A 21,040-nucleotide genomic window follows, 5' to 3' on the forward strand; every position below is an offset into this window, starting at 1 on the left:
TTATTTTAGTCGTTTGTCATACATTAATTGGATTTGTATGCCGTAAGGATCTTCAATAATACCATATGCTTCACTAAATATATTTTTTTCTAGTGGAGAGATTATTTTCACATGCTTATCGGAAATTAAATTATTATAAAATCTTTGTATTTCTTCTAAATTAGCACTTTGAATGCAAAGTGACATGTTATTTCCAACGCTATAACGTTCAGTAGGGTTCATTGTATCTTCGGCTATCATTAGCTTTGTATTCCCAATTTGTAAAACAGAGTGGGCAATATGATCTTTATTTTCACTTGTAATTTCAAAAGAACTATCTCTTTTGGCCAGTTCTTCATACGTAACAATCATTAACTTCTTGGCCTCTAAATTACGTGTATAAAAATTAATTGCCTCCTTTGCTTGCCCATTCATTGAAAGAAAAATAGCTATTTCTAATGTCATAAATATATAACTCCTTTATTAGTTAATAATTATAATATAGACTAAAAAGGTTTCAATACATGACACCTTTTATGGAGGGAAATATGAAAAAAACTGAACGAATAAATGATATGCTTATTTTCTTAAATAATAAAAGATATTTTAATTTAAAAGATTTAATGGTTAGATATGATATTTCTAAAAGTACCGCGTTGCGAGATATTCAATCATTAGAAGAAATAGGTGTACCAATATATTCTGAACTAGGTAGAAATGGGAGTTATAAAATTATAGAAAATAGTGTGTTATCACCAATATATTTTAGTGTGGATGAAATGTATGCGTTATACTTTTCGATGCTTACATTAAATGGATACAAAACAAAGCCATTTAATATAGAAAGTATTGCGCTTGAAAATAAATTTAAACATGTATTACCTGATAATGTGAGTAAAAATATTTCAATCATGGAACGAACGCTTTCCTTTGAAGTAACAAATCATAGTAACTTTAGTCCGTTCTTAAAAGAACTTTTACAGGGGATTTTTGCTGAGCGAGTTTATCATTTAACATATTTTAAAAAAGATGAGGAGAAAGTATTGGTCGCCCAATTTATTCGAATAGAATCTAAATTTGGCCAGTGGTATGCTAAAATCTTTAATTTTGAGACAAATCATGTTCAAATAATTAGATGTGATAAAATTCTTTCTATTGTGGAAACAAGCAATACTAATTCAAAAAATCTTGAAGAATTGTTAAGTTATCTTACTAATTTTCATAGAAGGCCTGATGCAACTGATTTTATTGTCGTTGTTAATCAAAAAGGAAAAGACATTTTTGATAAAGAGAATTATCCTTCCATGAAGATACAAAAAGAAAACGAAAATTACATTATAACAGGCTATTTTAATAAACAAGAAGTTGATTTTATCTCGAACTATTTTCTGAATTTCGGAGAAACGATTATCTCAATTCAGCCTGTTATGCTAAAAGAGTTAATCTATAATAAGGTATTATCTATAAAGCAGCATTTAACTTCGTTAAGAGAAAACTAGTATTAATAATTTTTTTAGCACCAAAAAGCCCTTGAGATTTAAATATCCAAAGGGCTTTTTTTGTGATGGTATTTGTTCTTTAGAAACATTATTTTTCTGGGACGGACAGTCCATAAAAGAACATCGTAACGATATCTTGTATATGTTTTTCGCGATCTCCTTCAAGAAGCTGAGCCCCGAAATCATCACCTAGTTTAGTGAACATTTGAATGTATAGTAACATCATTTCTTTAGTAAGGTGAGGGTTAATTTCATTTTTTTGCTGTGCTTGTTCTAGTATTTCTAAATACCAAGGCAAGATTTTTTCGTTTTGATAACTATAAATAAACTTTCGGAGCTCTTCATCTCTTTGCATCATTTGTAGTAACATATCCGGCTGAAATAACCCACCAGTATTCATTTTTCTTACAATCATTTTTTGCATTATCTCATGAAAAGGTAATTTTTCCTCTGCAAGTTTTTTATAATATTGAAATTCAGATGTTATAAATTCTTGTATAAGCTCTCTAAATAATGCTTCTTTACTTCCGAAATGATTATAAATTGTCACTTGAGAAACGTTTGCTTTTTTTGCAATATGTTCTATTTTCACTTCATTAAATCCACGTTCTGAAAATAATGTAAAGGCCGCATCTTTAATGGCACGTTTTTTCTTTTCTTTCACTTTTTCAAAGCCGTTCAATACAATCACCTCATTTAAAATATACAAGAAAAAATAATTGAAAACAATATTTTTGAAATATGGACATATAAATATTTCAAAAAGTTGTTGCGAATATGAAAGATGAGGAGTACAATAATTTTGAAATATCACATGTTAAATATTTCAAAAAATGAGGTGGGTTTATGATTTCAGTTCAAAATGTTACAAAACAGTTTTCAAATGGAAAAGGCTTGTTTGATATTACATTTGAAGTGAAAGAAGGAGAAGTTTTTGGCTACTTAGGACCAAATGGTGCTGGGAAATCAACAACGATTCGTAATTTAATGGGATTTATAAAACCGACGGCTGGTAAAGCGACAATTTTCGGATTAAATTGTTGGGAAGATGCTGCGAAAATTCAAAGAGAAGTTGGCTATTTACCAGGAGAAATTTCTTTTATTGAAGGAATGAATGGATTAGAATTTTTAAATTTGATGCAAGGAATGCGTGGGTTAAAAAATATAAAAAGACGAGATGAATTGATAGAACGTTTGCAGTTCGATGTGAAAACACCAATTCGAAAAATGTCTAAAGGAATGAAACAAAAAGTAGGTATAGTTGCGGCATTTATGCATGATCCAGAAGTGTTAATTTTAGATGAACCGACATCAGGACTCGATCCACTTATGCAACAAGTATTTATAGATTTAATATTAGAGGAAAAGCAAAGAGGAAAAACAATCCTTATGTCATCACATATTTTCACTGAAATTGAGAGAACTTGTGACAGAGTAGCTATTATTAAAGATGGTTGTCTTGTAACCGTTGAAAACATTCATGATTTACAAGGCATGAGAAGACAGGTGATAGATGTAACAGTATCATCTCAAGAAGAAATCGAATCTCTTAAACAATGTGATTTGCAATTTGAAGGAATGAAAGGTAGAGAGGCGTCAATTATTGTGCAAGGAAACTATCAAACTGTTTTACAAATACTTTCAAACTATAATGTAACTGCACTTCAAACGAGAGCGACGGATTTAGAACATTTATTTATGCATTATTACGAGAAGAAAGAAGGGGTAAAGCATGAATAAACAACTATTTTTAGCTAGTTTGAAAGAAACGAAAAAAAGTATATTGAGCTATGCTACTGGTGCAGCTCTTTATTTATGGTTATTAATTTGGATATTCCCATCGATGGTTTCAGCGAAAGGGTTAAATGAATTAATAAGTGCCATGCCTGATAGTGTAAAAAAAATCGTTGGAATGGAAAGCCCAATTCAAAATGTAATGGATTTTTTAGCTGGTGAATATTATAGTCTGTTGTTTATTATCATTTTAACAATTTTTTGCGTCACGGTTGCAACGCATTTAATTGCTCGTCATGTAGATAAAGGGGCGATGGCATATTTATTAGCAACACCTGTATCCAGGGTGCAAATTGCAATTACACAAGCTGCTGTTCTCATATTGGGGCTACTAATAATTGTAATTGTTACTTATGTAGCTGGTATATTAGGTGCAGAATGGTTTTTAAAAGATAATAACTTAAATAAAGAATTATTTTTGAAAATAAATGTAGTTGGAGGGCTTATATTTTTAGTAGTTAGTGCCTATTCATTTTTCTTTTCTTGTATATGTAATGATGAAAGAAAAGCACTTAGCTACTCAGCCAGTTTAACAATCTTATTTTTCGTATTAGATATGGTAGGGAAATTAAGTGATAAGTTAGAGTGGATGAGAAATATATCTTTATTTACATTGTTTCGTCCGAAAGAAATTGCTGAAGGAACATATAATATATGGCCAGTAAGTATAGGCTTAACTGCTGGAGCGCTTTGTATCTTCATAGTAGCAATTGTAGTGTTTAGGAAGAGGGATTTACCGTTGTAAATTAGAAAGTCCACTTAATTAGTGGGCTTTTTTCGTTTGTAAATTCGAAGGGATATCTTTTAGAGAAACATTTAAGTAGATAGTCAAAATGGAATGTTTACATTTTTTCTTGTAGAAATATTCAAAAAGAAGTGAACCTTTTTCTAGGATACTCCGTCTAATATGTGTAAAGTTTAATTAATAGAGAGGCTGAAACAGGAGGACCAATTGTGAAAGTAATTCCTTTATATAAGATGATTGTAAAAGAAGAAACGGATGTTTCTTTAGCAAAAAAGGGTAATCATGAGGCTTTTATGACACTTATACATACAGAAAAAGTAAAGATGTATCGCATTGCGAAGGCGATGTTACGTGATGAGACGAATATAGAGGATGCAATGCAGGCAACAATTTTAAAAGCTTATGAAAATATAAAAAAACTGAAAAAGGAAGAGTTTTTTCAAACGTGGCTAATTAGAATTTTAATAAATGAGTGTAACAATATAATTCGCTCTTATAAAAAAGTAATTGTAATTGAGGATCATGATAGTAATATGGTGGCGTTCGATCGATATGAAGATATTGATCTTTGTAATGCTATTCAGTCTTTAACGGAAGAACTAAGAGCTGTAACTGTACTTTATTATTATGAAGATATGAATCAAGAAAGTATTGCAACGCTTTTAGAAATTCCAAAAGGCACGGTTAAATCAAGATTGTCACGTGCAAGGGAACAATTAGAAGAGCGATTAAAGATGGAGTAGGAGGTGGTTAAAATGGATAAAGAAAAATCATTTGATGAAAAATTAAAAAAGAGAATAGAAAAGGATAATACCGTATTGCCACAGGCACTAAATGAAAAAATTAATGATACACTTCATAATCTTCCTGTAAAAAGAAAGAGTTATAGAGTACATATGATGTTTATTAGTGCCGCTGTTCTAACGCTATCAATTGTATCTATGTCTGAGTTTTCTATACAGAGCTTTGCACAAAATGGAGGGATGTTTAATTACGTAAAGAAGAATGCATTTTCTGATTATGAGAATGAAGAAGAAATAAAGTCGAACGTCAATCATCCAGATAAGGAGAAGATTCATCAAAAGATGCTTGATTCAATTGATCATTTCCAAAATGTTTCAGGGCAATTCGAAGAATATTCTAGCTCTACAAGAATTGCTACAACATATAAATATGTGATTGATACGGAGAAACAAAGTGGTATTTCATCTAAAGAAGACAAACTATCGAAAAAAAGCACGATTATTTATAACGAGGACGGAAAAAAAGAGCTTAATGATAAGAATAATACGTATAAAGAGACGAGATGGATCCCTAAAAAAAGAAATAATGAACTATTAAAATTAAGCCCTATGGAAAGGTTGTTGAGAAAATCAGGTGAGAAGAAACGGTATGATGACGAATATGTGGGATTCGCTAAGTACAGTATTCAATCAGAATTTGCTGATCTATTAATTCGATATAAAGATTGGAGTTATAAAGAAACGAAGTATCTTGGACTCGATTGCTACAAAATAGAAGGGGTAATAAACATAGAAATGCCTGTAAGTACATCTGAAGATTTGAGTGGGAAATTTGAAATGGTTGTAGAGAAAAATACGGGGATTATGTTGAAGTTCCTTAGTTTCCATGAAGGTATGATTCAATATTCGATTACGACTGAATGGATACAAATAAACAAAGGATTGAAAGAGAATGTATTTCAAAAGGATAGCACTAATTATGAAAAATTGAAAAACATATTAGATGAATAGAAAACGGAGGGAACTATATGGAGAATACCTCTCCTTCAAGAGAAAAGAAAAATAAACGAAAATATAAAAAGACAACGATCATAAGTGTATTGTTAGGAGTATTACTATTTGGCGGAGTGGGGTATGGTGCTTATGTATATATGAAAACTTCTAATCTCGTACAAAAATCTAATTTGAACTTATCGCGTGGTGAAAAATCAAATTTACGTGAGAAAGCTGTAAAGCCAATTACACACAACGTTTCAATGTTAATTATGGGGATTGATGAAAATCAAGAACGGCAAAAGGGCTATAATGGTGCATTTCATACGGATGCATTATTGTTAGCTACGTTTAATAAAGAAGATAAGACAGTGAAATTAACCAGTATACCAAGAGATACTTATACATATGTTCCAATCGAAAAGAAAAAAGATAAAATAACACACGCATATGGAAGTGGTTTCGTTAAAAACGGAAAGGATGGAGGGCCACAAGCTTCTGTTGAGGCAGTAGAAAAGTTGTTGCAAGTACCGGTAGATTATTTTGTGAAATTTAATTTTGGGTCATTTATTAAAATTGTCGATGGGCTCGATGGTGTTGAGGTAGATGTCCCGGTTGAATTTACTGAACAAAATAGTAAAGATGAACCTGATACGATTCACTTGAAAAAAGGGGTTCAAAAATTAACGGGAGAAGAAGCACTTGCTTTGGCGAGAACTCGTCATATTGATAGTGATGCAATGAGGGGACAGCGCCAACAACTTGTTATTGAGGCGATTTTAAGTAAATTAAAAAGTGTAGGGTCTATTACAAAACTGGAGAAAATGGTTGAGGCCGTCGATGGCGATTTTAAAACAAATTTAGCATTGGATGATATTTTATCTTTTTATAAATATGGTTTAGATTGTTCAGTTGAGAAGATTCAACTGAACGGTGATGATTTATATTTACCAAATGGCCCAAATGGGAAGCGTGTATATTATTATAATCCTAATAAAAAAGACTTGCAAAATTTGAGTAATACACTCAGAACACATCTTGGATTAAGTGAGAAGCAAATTGAGGGAAATTAAAGCGGATGTTATATCTGCTTTTTTTGTTTTTGTAGGAAAGAGATCTCTAGAATATACATTATTTATTAACGACAATCTACAGTCTATTTATTGGAAAGTATCATTAACACTATTAAATTAGTGTATATGTAACGATAATAAATGATGTTAAAAAACTATATGGAATTTTTATGAATATTACTGTAAGAAAATAATTTTTTAACAATTTTCAATAATAACACTTTACAAATTTTAAAAAATTAGTAGAATAAGAAGTAGTAAGAATCGTCTGATAAATATATAAAGAAAAACAGAATTATCAGAAAATTCTTAAATAGCTATCGTTTAGAATTAGGGAGGGTACAAAAATGAAAAAGAAAAAAATGAAAAAACTAACAGCAGTTGTAGTACCGGTTTTAGCAATGAGCATGGCATTAACAGCATGTTCTACATCAGGCGGAGATAAAAAGACAAGCACAAACTCAAGTGGAGATAGTAAGTCAGGGGAAAAATTAGCGGCAAAACAAGTTTTAAATCGAACAGTAACACAAGAGATTCCAACGATGGATTCTTCTAAATCAACAGACACAGTATCTTCACAAATGCTAGGGAATACGATGGAAGGGTTATATCGTCTTGATAAAGATAATAAGCCGATTCCAGCTGCGGCAGAATCTAGTACGAAAAGTGAAGATGGTAAAAAATATACATTTAAACTACGTAAAGATGCAAAATGGTCAAATGGTGATCCAGTAACTGCGAAAGATTTCGTATATGCTTGGCAACGCCTATTAGATCCAAAAACAGCTGCTGAGTATGCATTTATCGCATTCCCAATTAAAAATGCAGAAGTGGTTAATAAAGGAGAAAAACCTGTCGCTGAATTAGGAGTGAAAGCGGTAGATGATCTTACGCTTGAAGTTGAATTAGAGCAAGCAGTACCGTACTTCTTAAACTTAGTAGCATTCCCATCGTACTACCCATTAAATGAAAAATACGTAAAAGAAAAAGGGGAGAAGTTCGGCTTAGAGTCTGATACAACAGTTTATAACGGACCGTTCGTTCTTAAAGATTGGAAGCATGAACAAGGATGGCAATTAAAGAAAAATGATCAATATTGGGATAAAAAGACTGTAAAACTTGAAGAAGTTAACTTCAGTGTTGTAAAAGAGGCAGCAACGCTAATTAACTTATATGATAGCGGTCAAGTTGACTTTGCTTTATTAAATGGAGAGTTCGTAGATAAATACAGAAATAAGAAAGATGAATTCGGAACATTCTCACAAGTGAGCACGTACTTCATTCGTATGAACCAAAAACGTGATGGACAAGATACACCATTAAAGAGCAAAAAATTGCGTGAAGCAATTGCACTATCAGTTGATAAAAAGAATTTAGCAAACGTAATTTTAAATGATGGATCAAAAGAAGCTGACTTCTTAGTTCCAAAAGGATTAGCGACTGGACCGGACGGTAAAGACTTCCAAGAAACGTTTAAAAATGGTTTGAAACCAGATGCTAAAAAAGCTGCTGCATCATGGGAAGAAGCGAAAAAAGAGCTTGGTAAAGATCAAGTTACAATTGAATTCTTAAACTACGATACTGGTAATGCGAAAAAAGTTGGAGAATATATTAAGGACCAAATTGAGAAAAACTTAAAAGGTGTAACAGTTAACATTAAACTTCAACCATTTAAGCAAAAACTAAAATTAGAATCTGAGCAACAATATGATATTTCATACGGTGGTTGGAATCCAGATTATGCAGATCCAATGACATTCTTAGATATGTTTGAGTCTAAGCATTCTCATAACCAAATGAGCTTCTCAGATCCTAAATATGATGAAATGGTGAAGAAAGCTGGTACTGAATTAATGAGCGATGCGAAGAAACGTTGGGAAGAGTTAGGAAAAGCTGAAAAAACATTACTTGAAGAAGATGTAGCGATTGTACCTTTATATCAACGTGGGGATTCTTATGTTTTACAACCAAATGTAAAAGGTGTAGTAAAACATAATATCAGTCCAGAATTTAGCTTTAAGTGGGCATACGTGACTGAAAAATAATAGAGTTAAAAAAGCATTTCAAAGTAGCTTATCTACTTTGAAATGCTTTTTTTAGCTCAGTTAAATAGAGAAGAATAAGGCGTATAGTATGTACATATAGTAGATGGGGGATAAATCATACTAATTTATGAAGATAAAAATCAGAATATTTAAAATAAAACTATTTACAAATACGAAAAATAGAGTAGAATAATATTAGTTATAATTTTCAGAAAATTAATTGTTAGCAAGGGGTCTCTCAAGGGTTGGTAATGTACATATAATTAGGGAGGGTACAAAAATGAAGAGAAAAAAGATGAAAAAGTTAACAGCGGTTGTAGTACCAGTTTTAGCAATGAGTGTTGCATTGACAGCGTGCTCTGGATCAGGTGGGGAGAAGAAAACGACTACTACATCTAATAGTGGGGAAGAAAAAAAAGCTGATATTAAATATGCAGCGAAGCAAGTATTAAATCGTACGGAAAATCAAGAAATTCCGACGATGGACACTTCTAAATCTACTGATACGTTAGGGGCACAAATTTTAGGGAACACAATGGAAGGATTATATCGTCTTGATAAAGATAATAAGCCTATTCCGGCTGCTGCAGAATCAAGTACGAAAAGCGAAGATGGTAAAAAATATACGTTTAAACTGCGTAAAGATGCGAAATGGTCAAATGGAGATCCTGTAACAGCGAAAGATTTCGTATACGGATGGCAGCGCTTACTTGATAAAAACACAGCGGCAGAATATGCATTTATTGCTTACTATATTAAAAATGCAGAAGCGATTAATAAAGGAGAAAAACCTGGAACTGAATTAGGAGCGAAGGCGGTAGATGATTATACACTAGAAGTAGAATTAGAAAAACCGGTACCGTACTTCTTAAATTTATTAGCATTCCCGTCATATTATCCTTTAAATGAAAAGTTCGTAAAAGAAAAAGGAGAGAAATTCGGTTTAGAAGCAGATACAACATTGTATAACGGGCCATTTGTAATGGAATCGTGGAAACATGAACAAGGTTGGCAGCTGAAGAAAAATGATAAGTATTGGGATAATAAGACTGTGAAATTAGAAGAAATTAATTACAGCGTTGTAAAAGAAGTGGCTACAAAAGTAAATTTATATGATACAGGATCGATTGACTTTACATTATTATCAGGAGAATTTGTAGATAAATATAAATCGAACAAAGATGAATATGGTGAGTATTCAGAAGCAAGTACGTTCTTCTTACGTTTAAATCAAAAGCGTAACGGACAAGATACACCGTTAAAGAGCAAAAAACTTCGTGAAGCAATCGCATTATCAATTGATAAAAAAGGTTTAGCAAACGTTATATTAAATAATGGATCAAAAGCAACGGATCAATTGGTTCCAAAAGGGCTTGCGATAGGGCCGGATGGTAAAGATTATCAAGATACATTTAAAAATGGTCTGAAATATGATGTGAAAAAAGGCGCAGCAGCTTGGGAAGAAGCGAAAAAAGAACTTGGAAAAGATCAAGTTACAATCGAATTACTAAGCTATGATGATGGAACTGCGAAAAAGATTGCTGATTACTTTAAAGATCAAATTGAGAAAAATTTAAAAGGTGTAACAGTTACCACGAAAATTCAGCCATTCAAACAAAAATTAAAATTAGAGTCAGCGCAAGATTATGAAGTTTCGTTTGCAGGTTGGAGCCCAGATTATTCGGATCCAATGACATTTATTGATATGTTTGAATCGAAGAGCCCGTATAACCAAATGGGTTATTCAAACCCGAAATACGATGAAATGGTACAAAAAGCAGGTAATGAATTACTGTCTGATCCGAAGAAGCGTTGGGAAACGTTAGGAAAAGCAGAAAAATTATTCCTTGAAGAAGATGCAGGATTAGTTCCTTTATATCAAACAGGAAGATCATATGTAATGAAGCCAAATGTAAAAGGAATTGTGAAACACAACATTAGTCCAGAATATAGCTTTAAGTGGGCGTATGTAACTGAGGATGGCGGAAAGAAATAATATGAAAGCATTTCAAAAGTGGTTAATATGCTTTTGAAATGCTTTTTTTGTATGAATATGAGAATAAGACACATGGGAATTTTGAGGTCACTTTTAAAATTCTACTGTAGGAATAGTAGAAGGGATTCAATAAAATAGCTAGTGATATCATTTTTATAAGAAAAATATAGAACTTAGCAATAGCGAAGAATAAGAGGAGATATGTTTACATATAGTAGACGGGGGATAATTCATATAGTAGTTAAAACAACAAGTTACTATCATAAAAAAATAAATATTTAGAAAGTTTACAAAACTACTTTACAAAACTCGAAAAAACAGTAGAATATTAATTAATAAGAATTTTCTGATAACGAAAGTTAATAGAGAATCTCTAAATGTTAATATCGTACATATAATTGGGGAGGGTACAAAAAAATGAAGAGAAAAAAGATGACAAAATTAACAGCGGTTGTAGCACCAGTTCTAGTAATGAGTATGGCATTAACAGCTTGCTCTGGATCAGGGGAAAAAGATAAGGCAAGCACAACACCAAAAAGCGGTGAAAAAGAAGGCGGAAAATTAGCAGCGAAGCAAGTGTTGAATTTAACAGAGAGCCAAGAGATTCCATCTATGGATTCTGCTAAAGCGACAGACCAAGTATCGTTTCTTGCTTTAAACAACGTAATGGAAGGTTTATATCGACTGGATAAAGATAATAAAGCAACACCAGGGGTTGCTGAATCATATAAAAAGAGTGATGATGGTAAAAAATATACATTTACATTAAATAAAAATGCAAAATGGTCAAATGGAGAGCCTGTAACAGCGAAAGATTTCGTATTCTCTTGGAAACGTGCGGTAGATAAAAATACAGCAGCGGAATATGCATACATTATGTTTGATGTGAAAAATGCAAAAGCAATTAATGAAGGAAAAGCAGAGCTTGATACGCTAGGCGTAAAAGCTGTAGATGACTACACATTAGAAGTAGAATTAGAAAATCCAGTTCCTTACTTTGTTGAATTAACTTCATTCGGGACATTCTATCCGTTAAATGAAAAATTCGTAAAAGAAAAAGGGGAAAAGTATGGTTTGGAATCAGATACAACGTTATACAACGGACCATTTACATTAACAGACTGGAAACATGAAGAAGGTTGGAAATTAAAGAAAAATGCACAGTACTGGGATAATAAAACAGTTAAGTTAGAAGAAATCAACTTTAACGTAGTAAAAGATAGCGGTACACGTGTAAACTTATATGAAAGTGGACAAATTGATCGTTCAGGACTTACATCTGAATTTGTTGACAAATATAAATCAAATCCTGATTTCTTTACACAAAAAACACCGTCAACTTACTTCTTACGTTTAAACCAAAAACGTGGTGGGCAAGATACAGTGTTAAAGAGTAAAGATTTACGTTTAGCGATTGCAAAGGCGTATGATAAAAAAGGTTTAACGAATGTTATTTTAAATGACGGGTCTACACCGGCAGATTACTTAGTACCAAAAGAATTTGCGAAGAGTCCAGATGGAAAAGACTTCCGTAAAGAAAATGGAGATATTTTAAAAACAGATTTGAAAAAGGCCAAAGAGCATTGGGAAAAAGCGAAAAAAGAGCTTGGAAAAGATCAAGTAACAGTAGAATTATTAAATTATGATGGTGATGGTGCGAAAAAAGTAGGAGAATTCTTAAAAGGAGAACTTGAGAAGAATTTACCAGGATTAACAGTGAATTTGAAAAATCAGCCGTTTAAACAAAAATTAAAATTAGAATCAGATCTAGATTATGATTTATCTTACGCTGGTTGGGGGCCTGACTACTTAGACCCAATGACATTCATTGATATGTTCGTTACAAACGGACCTCATAACCAAACTGGATATTCAAATCCGAAATATGATGAAATTGTAGAAAAAGGTAAAGGCGAGCTATTAACGAAAACGAAAGAGCGTTGGGATAGCTTACTGAAAGCTGAGAAAATGTTACTTGAAGATGCAGCAATTGCACCATTATATCAACGTGGTGATGCTATCGTTCAAAGAGCAAAAGTAAAAGGTATTGTTCACCACCCAGTTGGTGGAGATTATAGCTACAAATGGGCATATATCGGTGAGGAAAAATAAGCTGAGAGGGCGCGTGATGCGCCCTTTTTTCTATGCACTTTTCTTTCTTCCTTGAATATATAAAATAAAAAAGGGAGAATCCCATGGAACGAAATACTTACATCGATTTCTTAGCTTATTACGGAATAGGAAGTGCTCATCCTGGTGGTTTTACGTTAACAAAACAATTGCTAGCACAACTGCCTCTAAAACAAGGAGCGGATGTCCTTGAGATAGGTTGTGGTACGGGGAAAACAGCGGCTTACATGACAAAAGAATTCGGTTATAAAGTAACAGCGATTGAAAAGAATGAAATTATGATTCAAAAAGCGAAAGATAGATGGTTGTTTGAAAGATTGAATATACAATTGATCCAAGGTGATGCAGAGCGATTACCTTGTTTAAATGATTCATTTGAGTTTGTGCTTGGGGAATCGATACTCGCTTTTACAGATAAAGAAAGGGTTATCTCAGAGTGCTATCGTGTATTACAGAAGGATGGTAAGCTTGTTGTCATTGAAATGATTATTAATACACATATTGAGAAGAGTGAGGAAGAAAAAATTGCCCAATTATATGGCATGAAAGAATTATTAACTGAGAATGAGTGGATTCATTTATTTCAAGCAGCAAATTTTAAAAGAATTACAATTGCGGGTGGCGGAACTATTGCAGAAACAGTTGCAGGACATGTGGAAGAGCCAGAGTGGAATGTATCACCGTTTATTCCAGAAGAATTGTATGAGGCGTGGGTGAAACACGAACAAGTACTGCTTATGTATCAACATATTTTAGGGCATCGGATTTTTATATGTGAAAAATAGAAAAAGAGTTGGCTAAAGATAGTCAACTCTTTACTATGTTAGATGAAAAATAATGCAGCCAAAGTAATTCCAAAAATAAAGCCAAATCCGAGTTCAAGGCCCCAGCCACCGCCAAAGCCACAACCGCCGCAACCACGACGGCCACATCCGCAGCCACCGAATCCACCACCGAATCCACCACCACATCCAAATCCACAGTTATCACATCTGCTAAGACCGCCGCAAATATCACATCCGCCGTTTGAATATGCGCCATGGTATCCAAATCCTGTATCAAAAGATGAGCGCTGTTGCATTGGTTCAATCCAAACAGAATCGTTTGTTACATCGATTATTTTGCCTAAGTGAATGCGACCATCCCGATCTTCAATTCGAACAACTTTACCGAAATAACGTTGGCATGTATCATAACATCTTTTTCTATGCATGTTCTTTCCTCCTTCCGTATTACCGTAATACGATATGTAAGCAGGACAAGTGCGGCTTGTACGAATGACCTATCTCTCATAATTGTTATACGAAAGGGGAAATATACGAACAGGATACATAACGAGGAGGAAGAGAAATGAAATTTACAGACCAATTTCAGACGTATGAAGTCCCTTGGGAAGAATTTATTGAAGCATTGCGAGGGGAAATGAAGAAACAAGTAGGGGCGGATATTATTGATACGGTCGTATGTAATTTGAAAGATGGTTTTGAAGTGTATACATATGTGCAGGGTGATTTGGATTTCGAGTATACAGAAGCTCTTGAACGAAAATATGGGAGTGACGGAAAAATCCCTAATTTGTTAACAGTTATGCTGGTAGCTAGCATTTATAATACGGGTGAAGAGAATATACGTTTACATGCAGATCAAAAGGAAAATCCGATTGTCGAAGTGTATGTGAAGAAGTAAAGAGTGCGCTAATTATAGCGTGCTCTTTATTTTTTGTATTGAAAAGAAAATCAAACTTTAATGGTGGAATTTATAGCGGGAAAAGTATGAAAGCTATGCGTTATTTCAGATATATAATAAGGAAAAAACTCGAAATAAAATATGAGAGTAGTTCATTTTTGTTTACATAATGTAATTGTTGTGAACTGTTGTCCTAAAATACAAGTCATATATCTTGTTTCCCCTCATAAATTTAAACATAGGAATTTGTCTACAAAGGTGGCGAAGCCTCATCATGAAAATTCGAATTTGTGCCACGTTCATGTTGTTTCTATTTATATGTTTACCTTTTTCAGTTTTTGCAAAAGGAGAGGAGGCAAAGGAAAGGGTCGTTTCACTTGTATATGATGATTCGGGCAGCATGAGAAATAACGATCGCTGGAAGTATGCCAATTACGCCTTGCAAAGTTTAGTTGCGCTATTAGATGAGAAAGATAAATTTTCTTACGTTCCAATGAGTAAGCCGAATGCTCCATTAAACATTTCGTTAACAAAGGATCAAAGGCAAACAGAAATTAATGGAATCGGCGCGTGGAAAACATATTTAAATACTCCATTTAGCGCAGTAGAAACGGCGATGCAATCTATAAAGAAGGAAGCAGATATAGATGGGAAACGTGAATTTTGGCTTATTGTATTAACTGACGGGGCATTTAATGATTTGGAGAAAGATAAGGTTGGCGGAAAAGAACAAATTACACAGAAGTTAGCACAGTTTAAGAAAGAGATGGATTCTAAAAAGATCTCTTTGCACCCAGTCTTAATCACGATGGAAGAGGATTTAGGGCAGCAAGAAAAAGAGCAGTTAAATACGTTTAAAGAGATTTGGAAAACAGAAATGAATGGAGTTGTCATGCCGTCTAGCGGTGAGGATGGTATTGTACAAAGTGTGAATCAAGTGGCAGCATTAGTTGCAAATCGTGATCCATTTTCTTCTGTTGAATCGATTGTCAAAACGAAAATAGTAGGGAAAAAAGTAGAGATTACAACACCGTTTCCATTAAAGCGTATGACGCTTGTACGACAATCACCTTCTTTGTCTAATTATAAAGTTATGCAACTTTCCAAACCGTTACAATTGCAGTCTTCTTTTTCCATACATGCACCAGGAGAAGCTAAATTATTCGGAAATATAGTGCATGTAAGTACAGCGAATCAGGAAGTGATTAAGCCAGGGACATATACGATAGAAGTGGATCAGGACATTGAGAAAGAGGGATTACAAGTACTTGTTGAACCAGCGCTTAACTATACTGTTTCTACGTATGACAAAGATGATAAAGATAGAAAAAATGTTGAGAAAATGTATGAAGGTGTGACAGCTGTTATTGAAGCGAAACCTACTGAATTACCAATTCAAACTTCTTATTTTGAAGCAGAAGTAGAAATAGACGGAAAGCAGTATCCGATGAAGTGGGATGATAAAAGACATGTGTTTTATTACGAGACAAAAGTTGGTAAAGAGTTAGTACGCGGGAAAGTCCATATGAATATAAAGGGATTTTATAGACAGACGAAAGAATTCAAGATTGAAGCAGCTGAAAAACCAAAATTAACACTTCAAGCTGTTACGAAAGATTATGAAGAAAAGGTAACAAATTTAGAAAATAGTAAACCATTTATTTTACAGCCACAGTTAAATGGTAAACCGATGACAGAAGAGGCTGTAAAGAAACTATTAAAATCTACTGGTGTCACATCGAATCAATCGATCAACTATGAATTAAAACAGCATGGTAGTCAAGTTTATGTTTATCCTCGACCTTATTACTCCGACACATTCAATTTTACAGATACCGGCACCGTAGAGGCTACCATCACGATCAATGATTCAACATTACAAGAAGTAAAGGAAAAGATCGTACTGCACATTGAAAATGCGCCTTTTTTTGAGAAGTATGCGCTCGTTTTTAAATTTGTAATTCCTATCACTTTATTACTTTTAATAGTAGGAATTATTATTTTAGGATGGATTGTTCGTCCGAGATTTCATAGGAAAGCATTACTATATTACGAATGGGATCAAGAAGTAGCGAAAGATTGGCTTTATCAATCTGAACCAGAGTTACTTAAAAATAAATGGTGGAAGCACTATTTTGGCATTCCATTCCGAGCAGAAAGAAAGACTGTGCAATCTGTAACATTAATAGCGAAAAAGGGATCGAAATCTATATTTGTAGCAAAAGAATCGCAAGTGGTTGGGATGATTATTGATGGGATGTTTATAACAGAGGAAGAGGTAGGAATGGAGCATAAGACGTTGTATCCAAATGAACTTTTAGTAATTGATAGAGGATATGGTAAGGAGATTTACCGGTACGAATGTGAATAGTAGATAGGGTGTAAGAGGGGCGGAGGAGGCCCGGCTCTCTTTATTCTTCTTTTCAAACAAGCAAGAATAGGAAGGTGGTTCACATGACATTACAAGTTCCAACAATTTTAATTGGCTTAGGTGGAATCGGTAGTACTGTCACACATCAAATATATGAAAGATTACCTGAGGAGCGTCGTAAAAAGGTAGCGATGCATGTATTTGATACAGATGTGAATACATTGAGTAAATTTGATCATATTCGGAAGTTTAAGACGCAAACGAGCTCGAGTAAAACACCGAGAGAGTATATTGCGGGAGATCCAACGATTCCAGAGTGGTTTCCGATGGACCCGACTATACTTGATAAACCGTTAACAGAAGGGGCCGGACAGTTACGCGTCATTTCACGGTTAGCGTTACGTGCTGCGATGAAAGAAGATAAACTCACATCGTTTTGGCAAGAAATCGAGAAGATTTTTCCAGTTACAAGTGATCAGACCGAATATGGTGTACGTGTCATTATTGTAACATCACTAGCTGGCGGAACAGGCTCAGGGATGTTTTTACAAATCGCATTATATTTGCGTGAAATGCTCCGGAAAAAATTGCAGCATCATAACATTTTAATTCGCGGTGCGTTTTTAATGCCAGATGTTTTAGTTAAGACGAGAACGGTTAGTGCGAAAGAGTTTGAAACTGTGCAAGCGAATGGTTATGCATCGTTAAAAGAGTTGCACGCTATTACGCTTGGGTCGACTGGGGAATTATCAAAACGAGGCGGCGTAACGATTGAATTAGAATATCGTCCTGATCAAGTGGATGAAGATGGAAGAACAAATCATACGATAAAGCAGCATCATTTACCGTACAATTATTGTTTCTTATATGATTATGAAAATTTACATGGGCACCATTTGCACAATTTATCGGATTATATGGAGCAAATGGCAAATACGATTTATTTACAGTTATTTAGTCCAATGTCTGCAAATCATTTTGCCCAAGAAGATAATCAAATTCAGCAATTGGCAGAATCGAGTGGGAAAGGGAGATATTGCGGAGCAGGGACGGCAAAACTTATTTATCCGTATGAGCACGTTTTGAAATACTGTGCTTTAAAATGGGCGGTGCAAGGTTTAGATGAATCTTGGCTTCATTTAGATCAACTGTTTCAAGAAAAAAAGCAAAGATACGACCAAGATGTCAAACGTGGTATGCAGCGTGAAAAGCCAGAGCGCGGGAAAAGTTATTTAGAAGACTTAGAGCATCTTGCTACTCGGCCAGAACAAGCTCATATTTTTTATAGACAAATGTACCATGAAACACGTGAAGGGGCAGAGGGTGGTAAGCTCGGTGTTGCAAAATCAAAATTGTTTTTAGATGCTGTAGAGAGTTACGTACACCGTACAGTGCAAAAAGATGAGGAATTAAACCGCCTGCAGCATGAGTGCAAAATATCGGCTGCGAAGCTTAAAATGATGGAACAAATGAAGGGGGAAGTAGCGAGAGTTGATCATGCGGTTCGTTTATATGCTTATGCCATTCCGAGCCGTGTACATGAGCATGTTACTACCCTTTTATATGACATGATCGAATCAGACCGCTTTACACCGAGTGGCTCAGAAGGACAGTCTTACCAATTAAATACATGGTTTTTAAAGAAAACGGATCCAGTTCATCCAGTTGCAGCACGTTTTATGCTGTATGAAATTCGTAAGCAGTTAGTAGAGAAGATGAATCGACTACATGAAAATAATGAACAAAAGCGTAATTTAATTCAAAACTATGATAAGAAATTTAATGTGAGTAATATTGATGGAACTGTAACGGCTGTTCGCCGCGTTGAAATTGCGCAGCAACAAGGCTGGTTTGGAAAAATGATTAATAATCAGCAGCGTTTGTTTAAAAAAGAATTTGAAGATATTGTAACGCAGTACGTACACAAATTAAGTGAGTATCGTAAAGAAATGTTGTTAGAACTCGTGTATCAATCGCTATACCAAGCAGTTGATAAAATGATTCAATATTGGGAAAGATTCTTTGATAATTTATACGAAACACGTGAAAATTTATTGTTTGAAATCCAAAAGCGAAGCAAGGAATTTGAGGGGAAAACGAACCCGACGAATGTATACGTATTAGCTGAAGAGAAATTGCAAGAAAAGATTTGGCAAGATATGCAGCAACATTTAAATTTAGGTGTATTACCGAAAGATATATCGTCCGAAATTTATATGAGCTTGTACGGGGAATATTGTCGTGATGCGAAAGCCGAAGAAATTCAGTCGAAAAAGGTGGAAGACTTCTATCGTGAACATATATTGAGTTATTGTTATGACGAACTTCAAGTGCGCTATCGTGACAAATTAGAGCTTAATATCGTTGAAGCATTGCGAAAAGAAGCAGATTTCAAGAAGCGTGATCGTGATGAATACGTTCGTGAAAAAATTGAAGATCTTTTCCATTTAGCAAGTCCGTTCGTTCCGAAAGTTTCTCATCATAGAGAATTACAATATTGGGGCGTACATCCTTCTTTAAAACAAGAATTGCAAGAAGAGTTATTGCAAGAAATGTTTAAAGAAAAAGATACGGTAAACGAGGCGTTTTCACCATTTGAAGTGATTTGTTATCGTGCTCATTACGGATTATCGCTACAAGATTTTCCTAAGCTTTCATCTGGACATATTGCGAATGGTTTTATGAACGATAAAGGTGATTATTTTCAATCGTATTATCGCCGCGTGAACAAATTAAATAGTAAAAAATCTAGTTTGACGCCGCATTTAGATAAATATTGGCACTTACCAGCCTTTATGCCAGACTTGAATGCAACGCAAACGAAGTTAGATTACGACAAATGTAATCGTGCTCTTCTATACGCGTATATGTATCGCTGGATTAGCTTAGTTGCTGTTGATGGACAATTCGTGTATCAATATAATGGTGTTGGCCGTAGCTTTTTAATTCAGTCGATGGGGAAAAATATTTCAAGTGAAAGTTATAAGTTGCACAGAGCATTGCTTCATAATCCGTTTATTTATGAAAACATCTTGTCACGATTTGAAGAAGAACAAGAAAAGGCAATGATACAAGGTGGACATTTATATACACATGCATTTGTATTAGGCGCTCAAGATATAAGATGGCTCCGTAAAGAGCATGTTCATAATATTTTAGATATGATTTTAATGTATGACCGTGAGGCAAAATATGACCCGACGTTAGAAGAAACATCTGACGATTTGTTAAGGCTATTCCTTGATGAAATTGAGCTGTATTTCCAAAACTATTACGGAACAGGTGCAGATATGGTTGCGAAGAAAGAGAAAGAGATGTTTATGAAACAATTGTGGGATCGTTCATATGCGAAAGGGTATGTGGATCCAAATAGTGCGCCTTATAAAAAATGGCAAAATATATTACATGTTCCCGATGAAGAAGAAGTGCCAAAAACGAATGTATAATGAGTGAAAAGGGAATCCTTAAGAATGACAATACAACTTTAGAAATGAGGGATTCCGATGCCATTTTTAGGAAGTGTATATCAAATATTTGGATTATATCCAGAAATTTATTATGGAATGATTTCAGCGGAAATCGCTGAACAACAAATGGAAGAACAGAAAGAACAAGAAAATCAAGAGACTGAATTATAAAACCATGCAGGCTACTCGCCTGCGTGGTTTTTTCGTGTTACAATAAAGCGAATTTTTTAAGGGAGAAAATAAGATGAAATGGATATACTTTATTATTATTAACGTTATAGCATTTAGTATGATGGGGCTTGATAAGCGAAAAGCAAAGAAAAAGCAGTGGAGAACGCCAGAAAGTACGTTGTTTTTATCAGCTGCAGCTGGAGGAGCGGTTGGCGCTTGGATTGGTATGTATATGTTTCATCATAAGACACATAAAAGTAAATTTGTCTTCGGTATTCCAGTGCTCGTTATTATAACAGTAGGAGTGTTTTTATACATATAAAGGATTTGCAAGAGGAATGTCGAAAG

18 protein-coding genes are annotated in these 21,040 nt (G+C 34.1%); 15 read left to right on the forward strand and 3 right to left on the reverse strand.

The features are described from left to right. Entirely contained in the window at window positions 1–444 is a 444-nt protein-coding gene (locus JFU18_RS25215) for a VOC family protein (protein WP_002014318.1), read from the reverse strand. A 59-nt stretch (window positions 445–503) separates the two neighbouring features. Here JFU18_RS25215 and JFU18_RS25220 point away from each other — a divergent pair, with 59 nt between their 5' ends. Continuing rightward, window positions 504–1,478: a helix-turn-helix transcriptional regulator gene (locus JFU18_RS25220; RefSeq protein ID WP_201031581.1), complete on the forward strand. Its 975-nt coding sequence runs from the start codon at window positions 504–506 to the stop codon at window positions 1,476–1,478. Window positions 1,479–1,566: 88 nt separating this feature from the next. On the opposite strand, the gene JFU18_RS25225 is transcribed toward JFU18_RS25220, so the two are convergent. Continuing rightward, window positions 1,567–2,187: a TetR/AcrR family transcriptional regulator gene (locus JFU18_RS25225; protein WP_201031580.1), complete on the reverse strand. Its 621-nt coding sequence runs from the start codon at window positions 2,185–2,187 to the stop codon at window positions 1,567–1,569. Between the two features lie 137 nt (window positions 2,188–2,324). Here JFU18_RS25225 and JFU18_RS25230 point away from each other — a divergent pair, with 137 nt between their 5' ends. From JFU18_RS25230 to JFU18_RS25270, 9 genes are all read left to right on the forward strand, one after another. Beyond that, entirely contained in the window at window positions 2,325–3,218 is an 894-nt protein-coding gene (locus JFU18_RS25230) for an ABC transporter ATP-binding protein (protein WP_201031579.1), read from the forward strand. Continuing rightward, window positions 3,211–4,017 (forward strand): ABC transporter permease subunit, encoded by an 807-nt coding sequence (locus tag JFU18_RS25235; protein ID WP_137058808.1) that lies wholly within the window; start codon window positions 3,211–3,213, stop codon window positions 4,015–4,017. Before JFU18_RS25230 ends, JFU18_RS25235 begins: the two co-directional genes overlap by 8 nt. A 209-nt stretch (window positions 4,018–4,226) precedes the next feature. Beyond that, complete coding sequence (locus JFU18_RS25240; protein WP_000864747.1) at window positions 4,227–4,760, forward strand: RNA polymerase sigma factor; 534 nt, start codon at window positions 4,227–4,229, stop codon at window positions 4,758–4,760. A gap of 12 nt (window positions 4,761–4,772) precedes the next feature. Further along, window positions 4,773–5,771: an anti-sigma factor gene (locus JFU18_RS25245; protein WP_088290908.1), complete on the forward strand. Its 999-nt coding sequence runs from the start codon at window positions 4,773–4,775 to the stop codon at window positions 5,769–5,771. A 17-nt stretch (window positions 5,772–5,788) separates the two neighbouring features. Further along, a complete protein-coding gene (locus JFU18_RS25250) occupies window positions 5,789–6,826 on the forward strand; it encodes an LCP family protein (RefSeq protein ID WP_002142691.1) in 1,038 nt (345 codons plus the stop codon). Between the two features lie 347 nt (window positions 6,827–7,173). After that, window positions 7,174–8,871, forward strand: coding sequence for a peptide ABC transporter substrate-binding protein (locus JFU18_RS25255; protein ID WP_078203405.1), 1,698 nt, complete (start codon window positions 7,174–7,176; stop codon window positions 8,869–8,871). Window positions 8,872–9,151: 280 nt separating this feature from the next. Next, on the forward strand, window positions 9,152–10,867 hold the full coding sequence (locus JFU18_RS25260) for a peptide ABC transporter substrate-binding protein (protein ID WP_197236428.1): 1,716 nt from the start codon (window positions 9,152–9,154) through the stop codon (window positions 10,865–10,867). A 417-nt stretch (window positions 10,868–11,284) separates the two neighbouring features. Then, entirely contained in the window at window positions 11,285–12,979 is a 1,695-nt protein-coding gene (locus tag JFU18_RS25265; RefSeq protein WP_002167846.1) for a peptide ABC transporter substrate-binding protein, read from the forward strand. Window positions 12,980–13,062: 83 nt separating this feature from the next. Then, a complete protein-coding gene (locus JFU18_RS25270) occupies window positions 13,063–13,782 on the forward strand; it encodes a class I SAM-dependent methyltransferase (protein ID WP_201034207.1) in 720 nt (239 codons plus the stop codon). A gap of 38 nt (window positions 13,783–13,820) precedes the next feature. Here JFU18_RS25270 and JFU18_RS25275 read toward each other — a convergent pair whose 3' ends face one another. After that, a complete protein-coding gene (locus JFU18_RS25275) occupies window positions 13,821–14,210 on the reverse strand; it encodes a hypothetical protein (RefSeq protein ID WP_201031575.1) in 390 nt (129 codons plus the stop codon). Window positions 14,211–14,347: 137 nt separating this feature from the next. Between JFU18_RS25275 and JFU18_RS25280 the strand changes: the two genes are divergently transcribed. From JFU18_RS25280 to JFU18_RS25300, 5 genes are all read left to right on the forward strand, one after another. Further along, window positions 14,348–14,683: a hypothetical protein gene (locus JFU18_RS25280; protein ID WP_201031574.1), complete on the forward strand. Its 336-nt coding sequence runs from the start codon at window positions 14,348–14,350 to the stop codon at window positions 14,681–14,683. Window positions 14,684–14,957: 274 nt separating this feature from the next. Next, the gene (locus tag JFU18_RS25285) at window positions 14,958–17,054 is read left to right on the forward strand and encodes a vWA domain-containing protein (protein ID WP_201031573.1); all 2,097 of its coding nucleotides are present in this window, start codon (window positions 14,958–14,960) and stop codon (window positions 17,052–17,054) included. 83 nt (window positions 17,055–17,137) lie between these two features. Continuing rightward, window positions 17,138–20,500 carry a tubulin-like doman-containing protein gene (locus JFU18_RS25290; RefSeq protein WP_002087746.1) on the forward strand — a complete coding sequence of 1,121 codons (3,363 nt, stop codon included), beginning with the start codon at window positions 17,138–17,140 and terminating at the stop codon, window positions 20,498–20,500. A gap of 57 nt (window positions 20,501–20,557) precedes the next feature. Further along, a complete protein-coding gene (locus tag JFU18_RS25295) occupies window positions 20,558–20,692 on the forward strand; it encodes a hypothetical protein (protein ID WP_002014348.1) in 135 nt (44 codons plus the stop codon). A 73-nt stretch (window positions 20,693–20,765) separates the two neighbouring features. After that, the gene (locus JFU18_RS25300) at window positions 20,766–21,014 is read left to right on the forward strand and encodes a DUF1294 domain-containing protein (protein ID WP_000871335.1); all 249 of its coding nucleotides are present in this window, start codon (window positions 20,766–20,768) and stop codon (window positions 21,012–21,014) included. The last annotated feature ends 26 nt before the right edge of the window (window positions 21,015–21,040 follow it).

This window comes from Bacillus sp. TH22, from assembly GCF_016651015.1.
Taxonomy (GTDB): Bacteria; Bacillota; Bacilli; order Bacillales; family Bacillaceae_G; genus Bacillus_A; species Bacillus_A mycoides.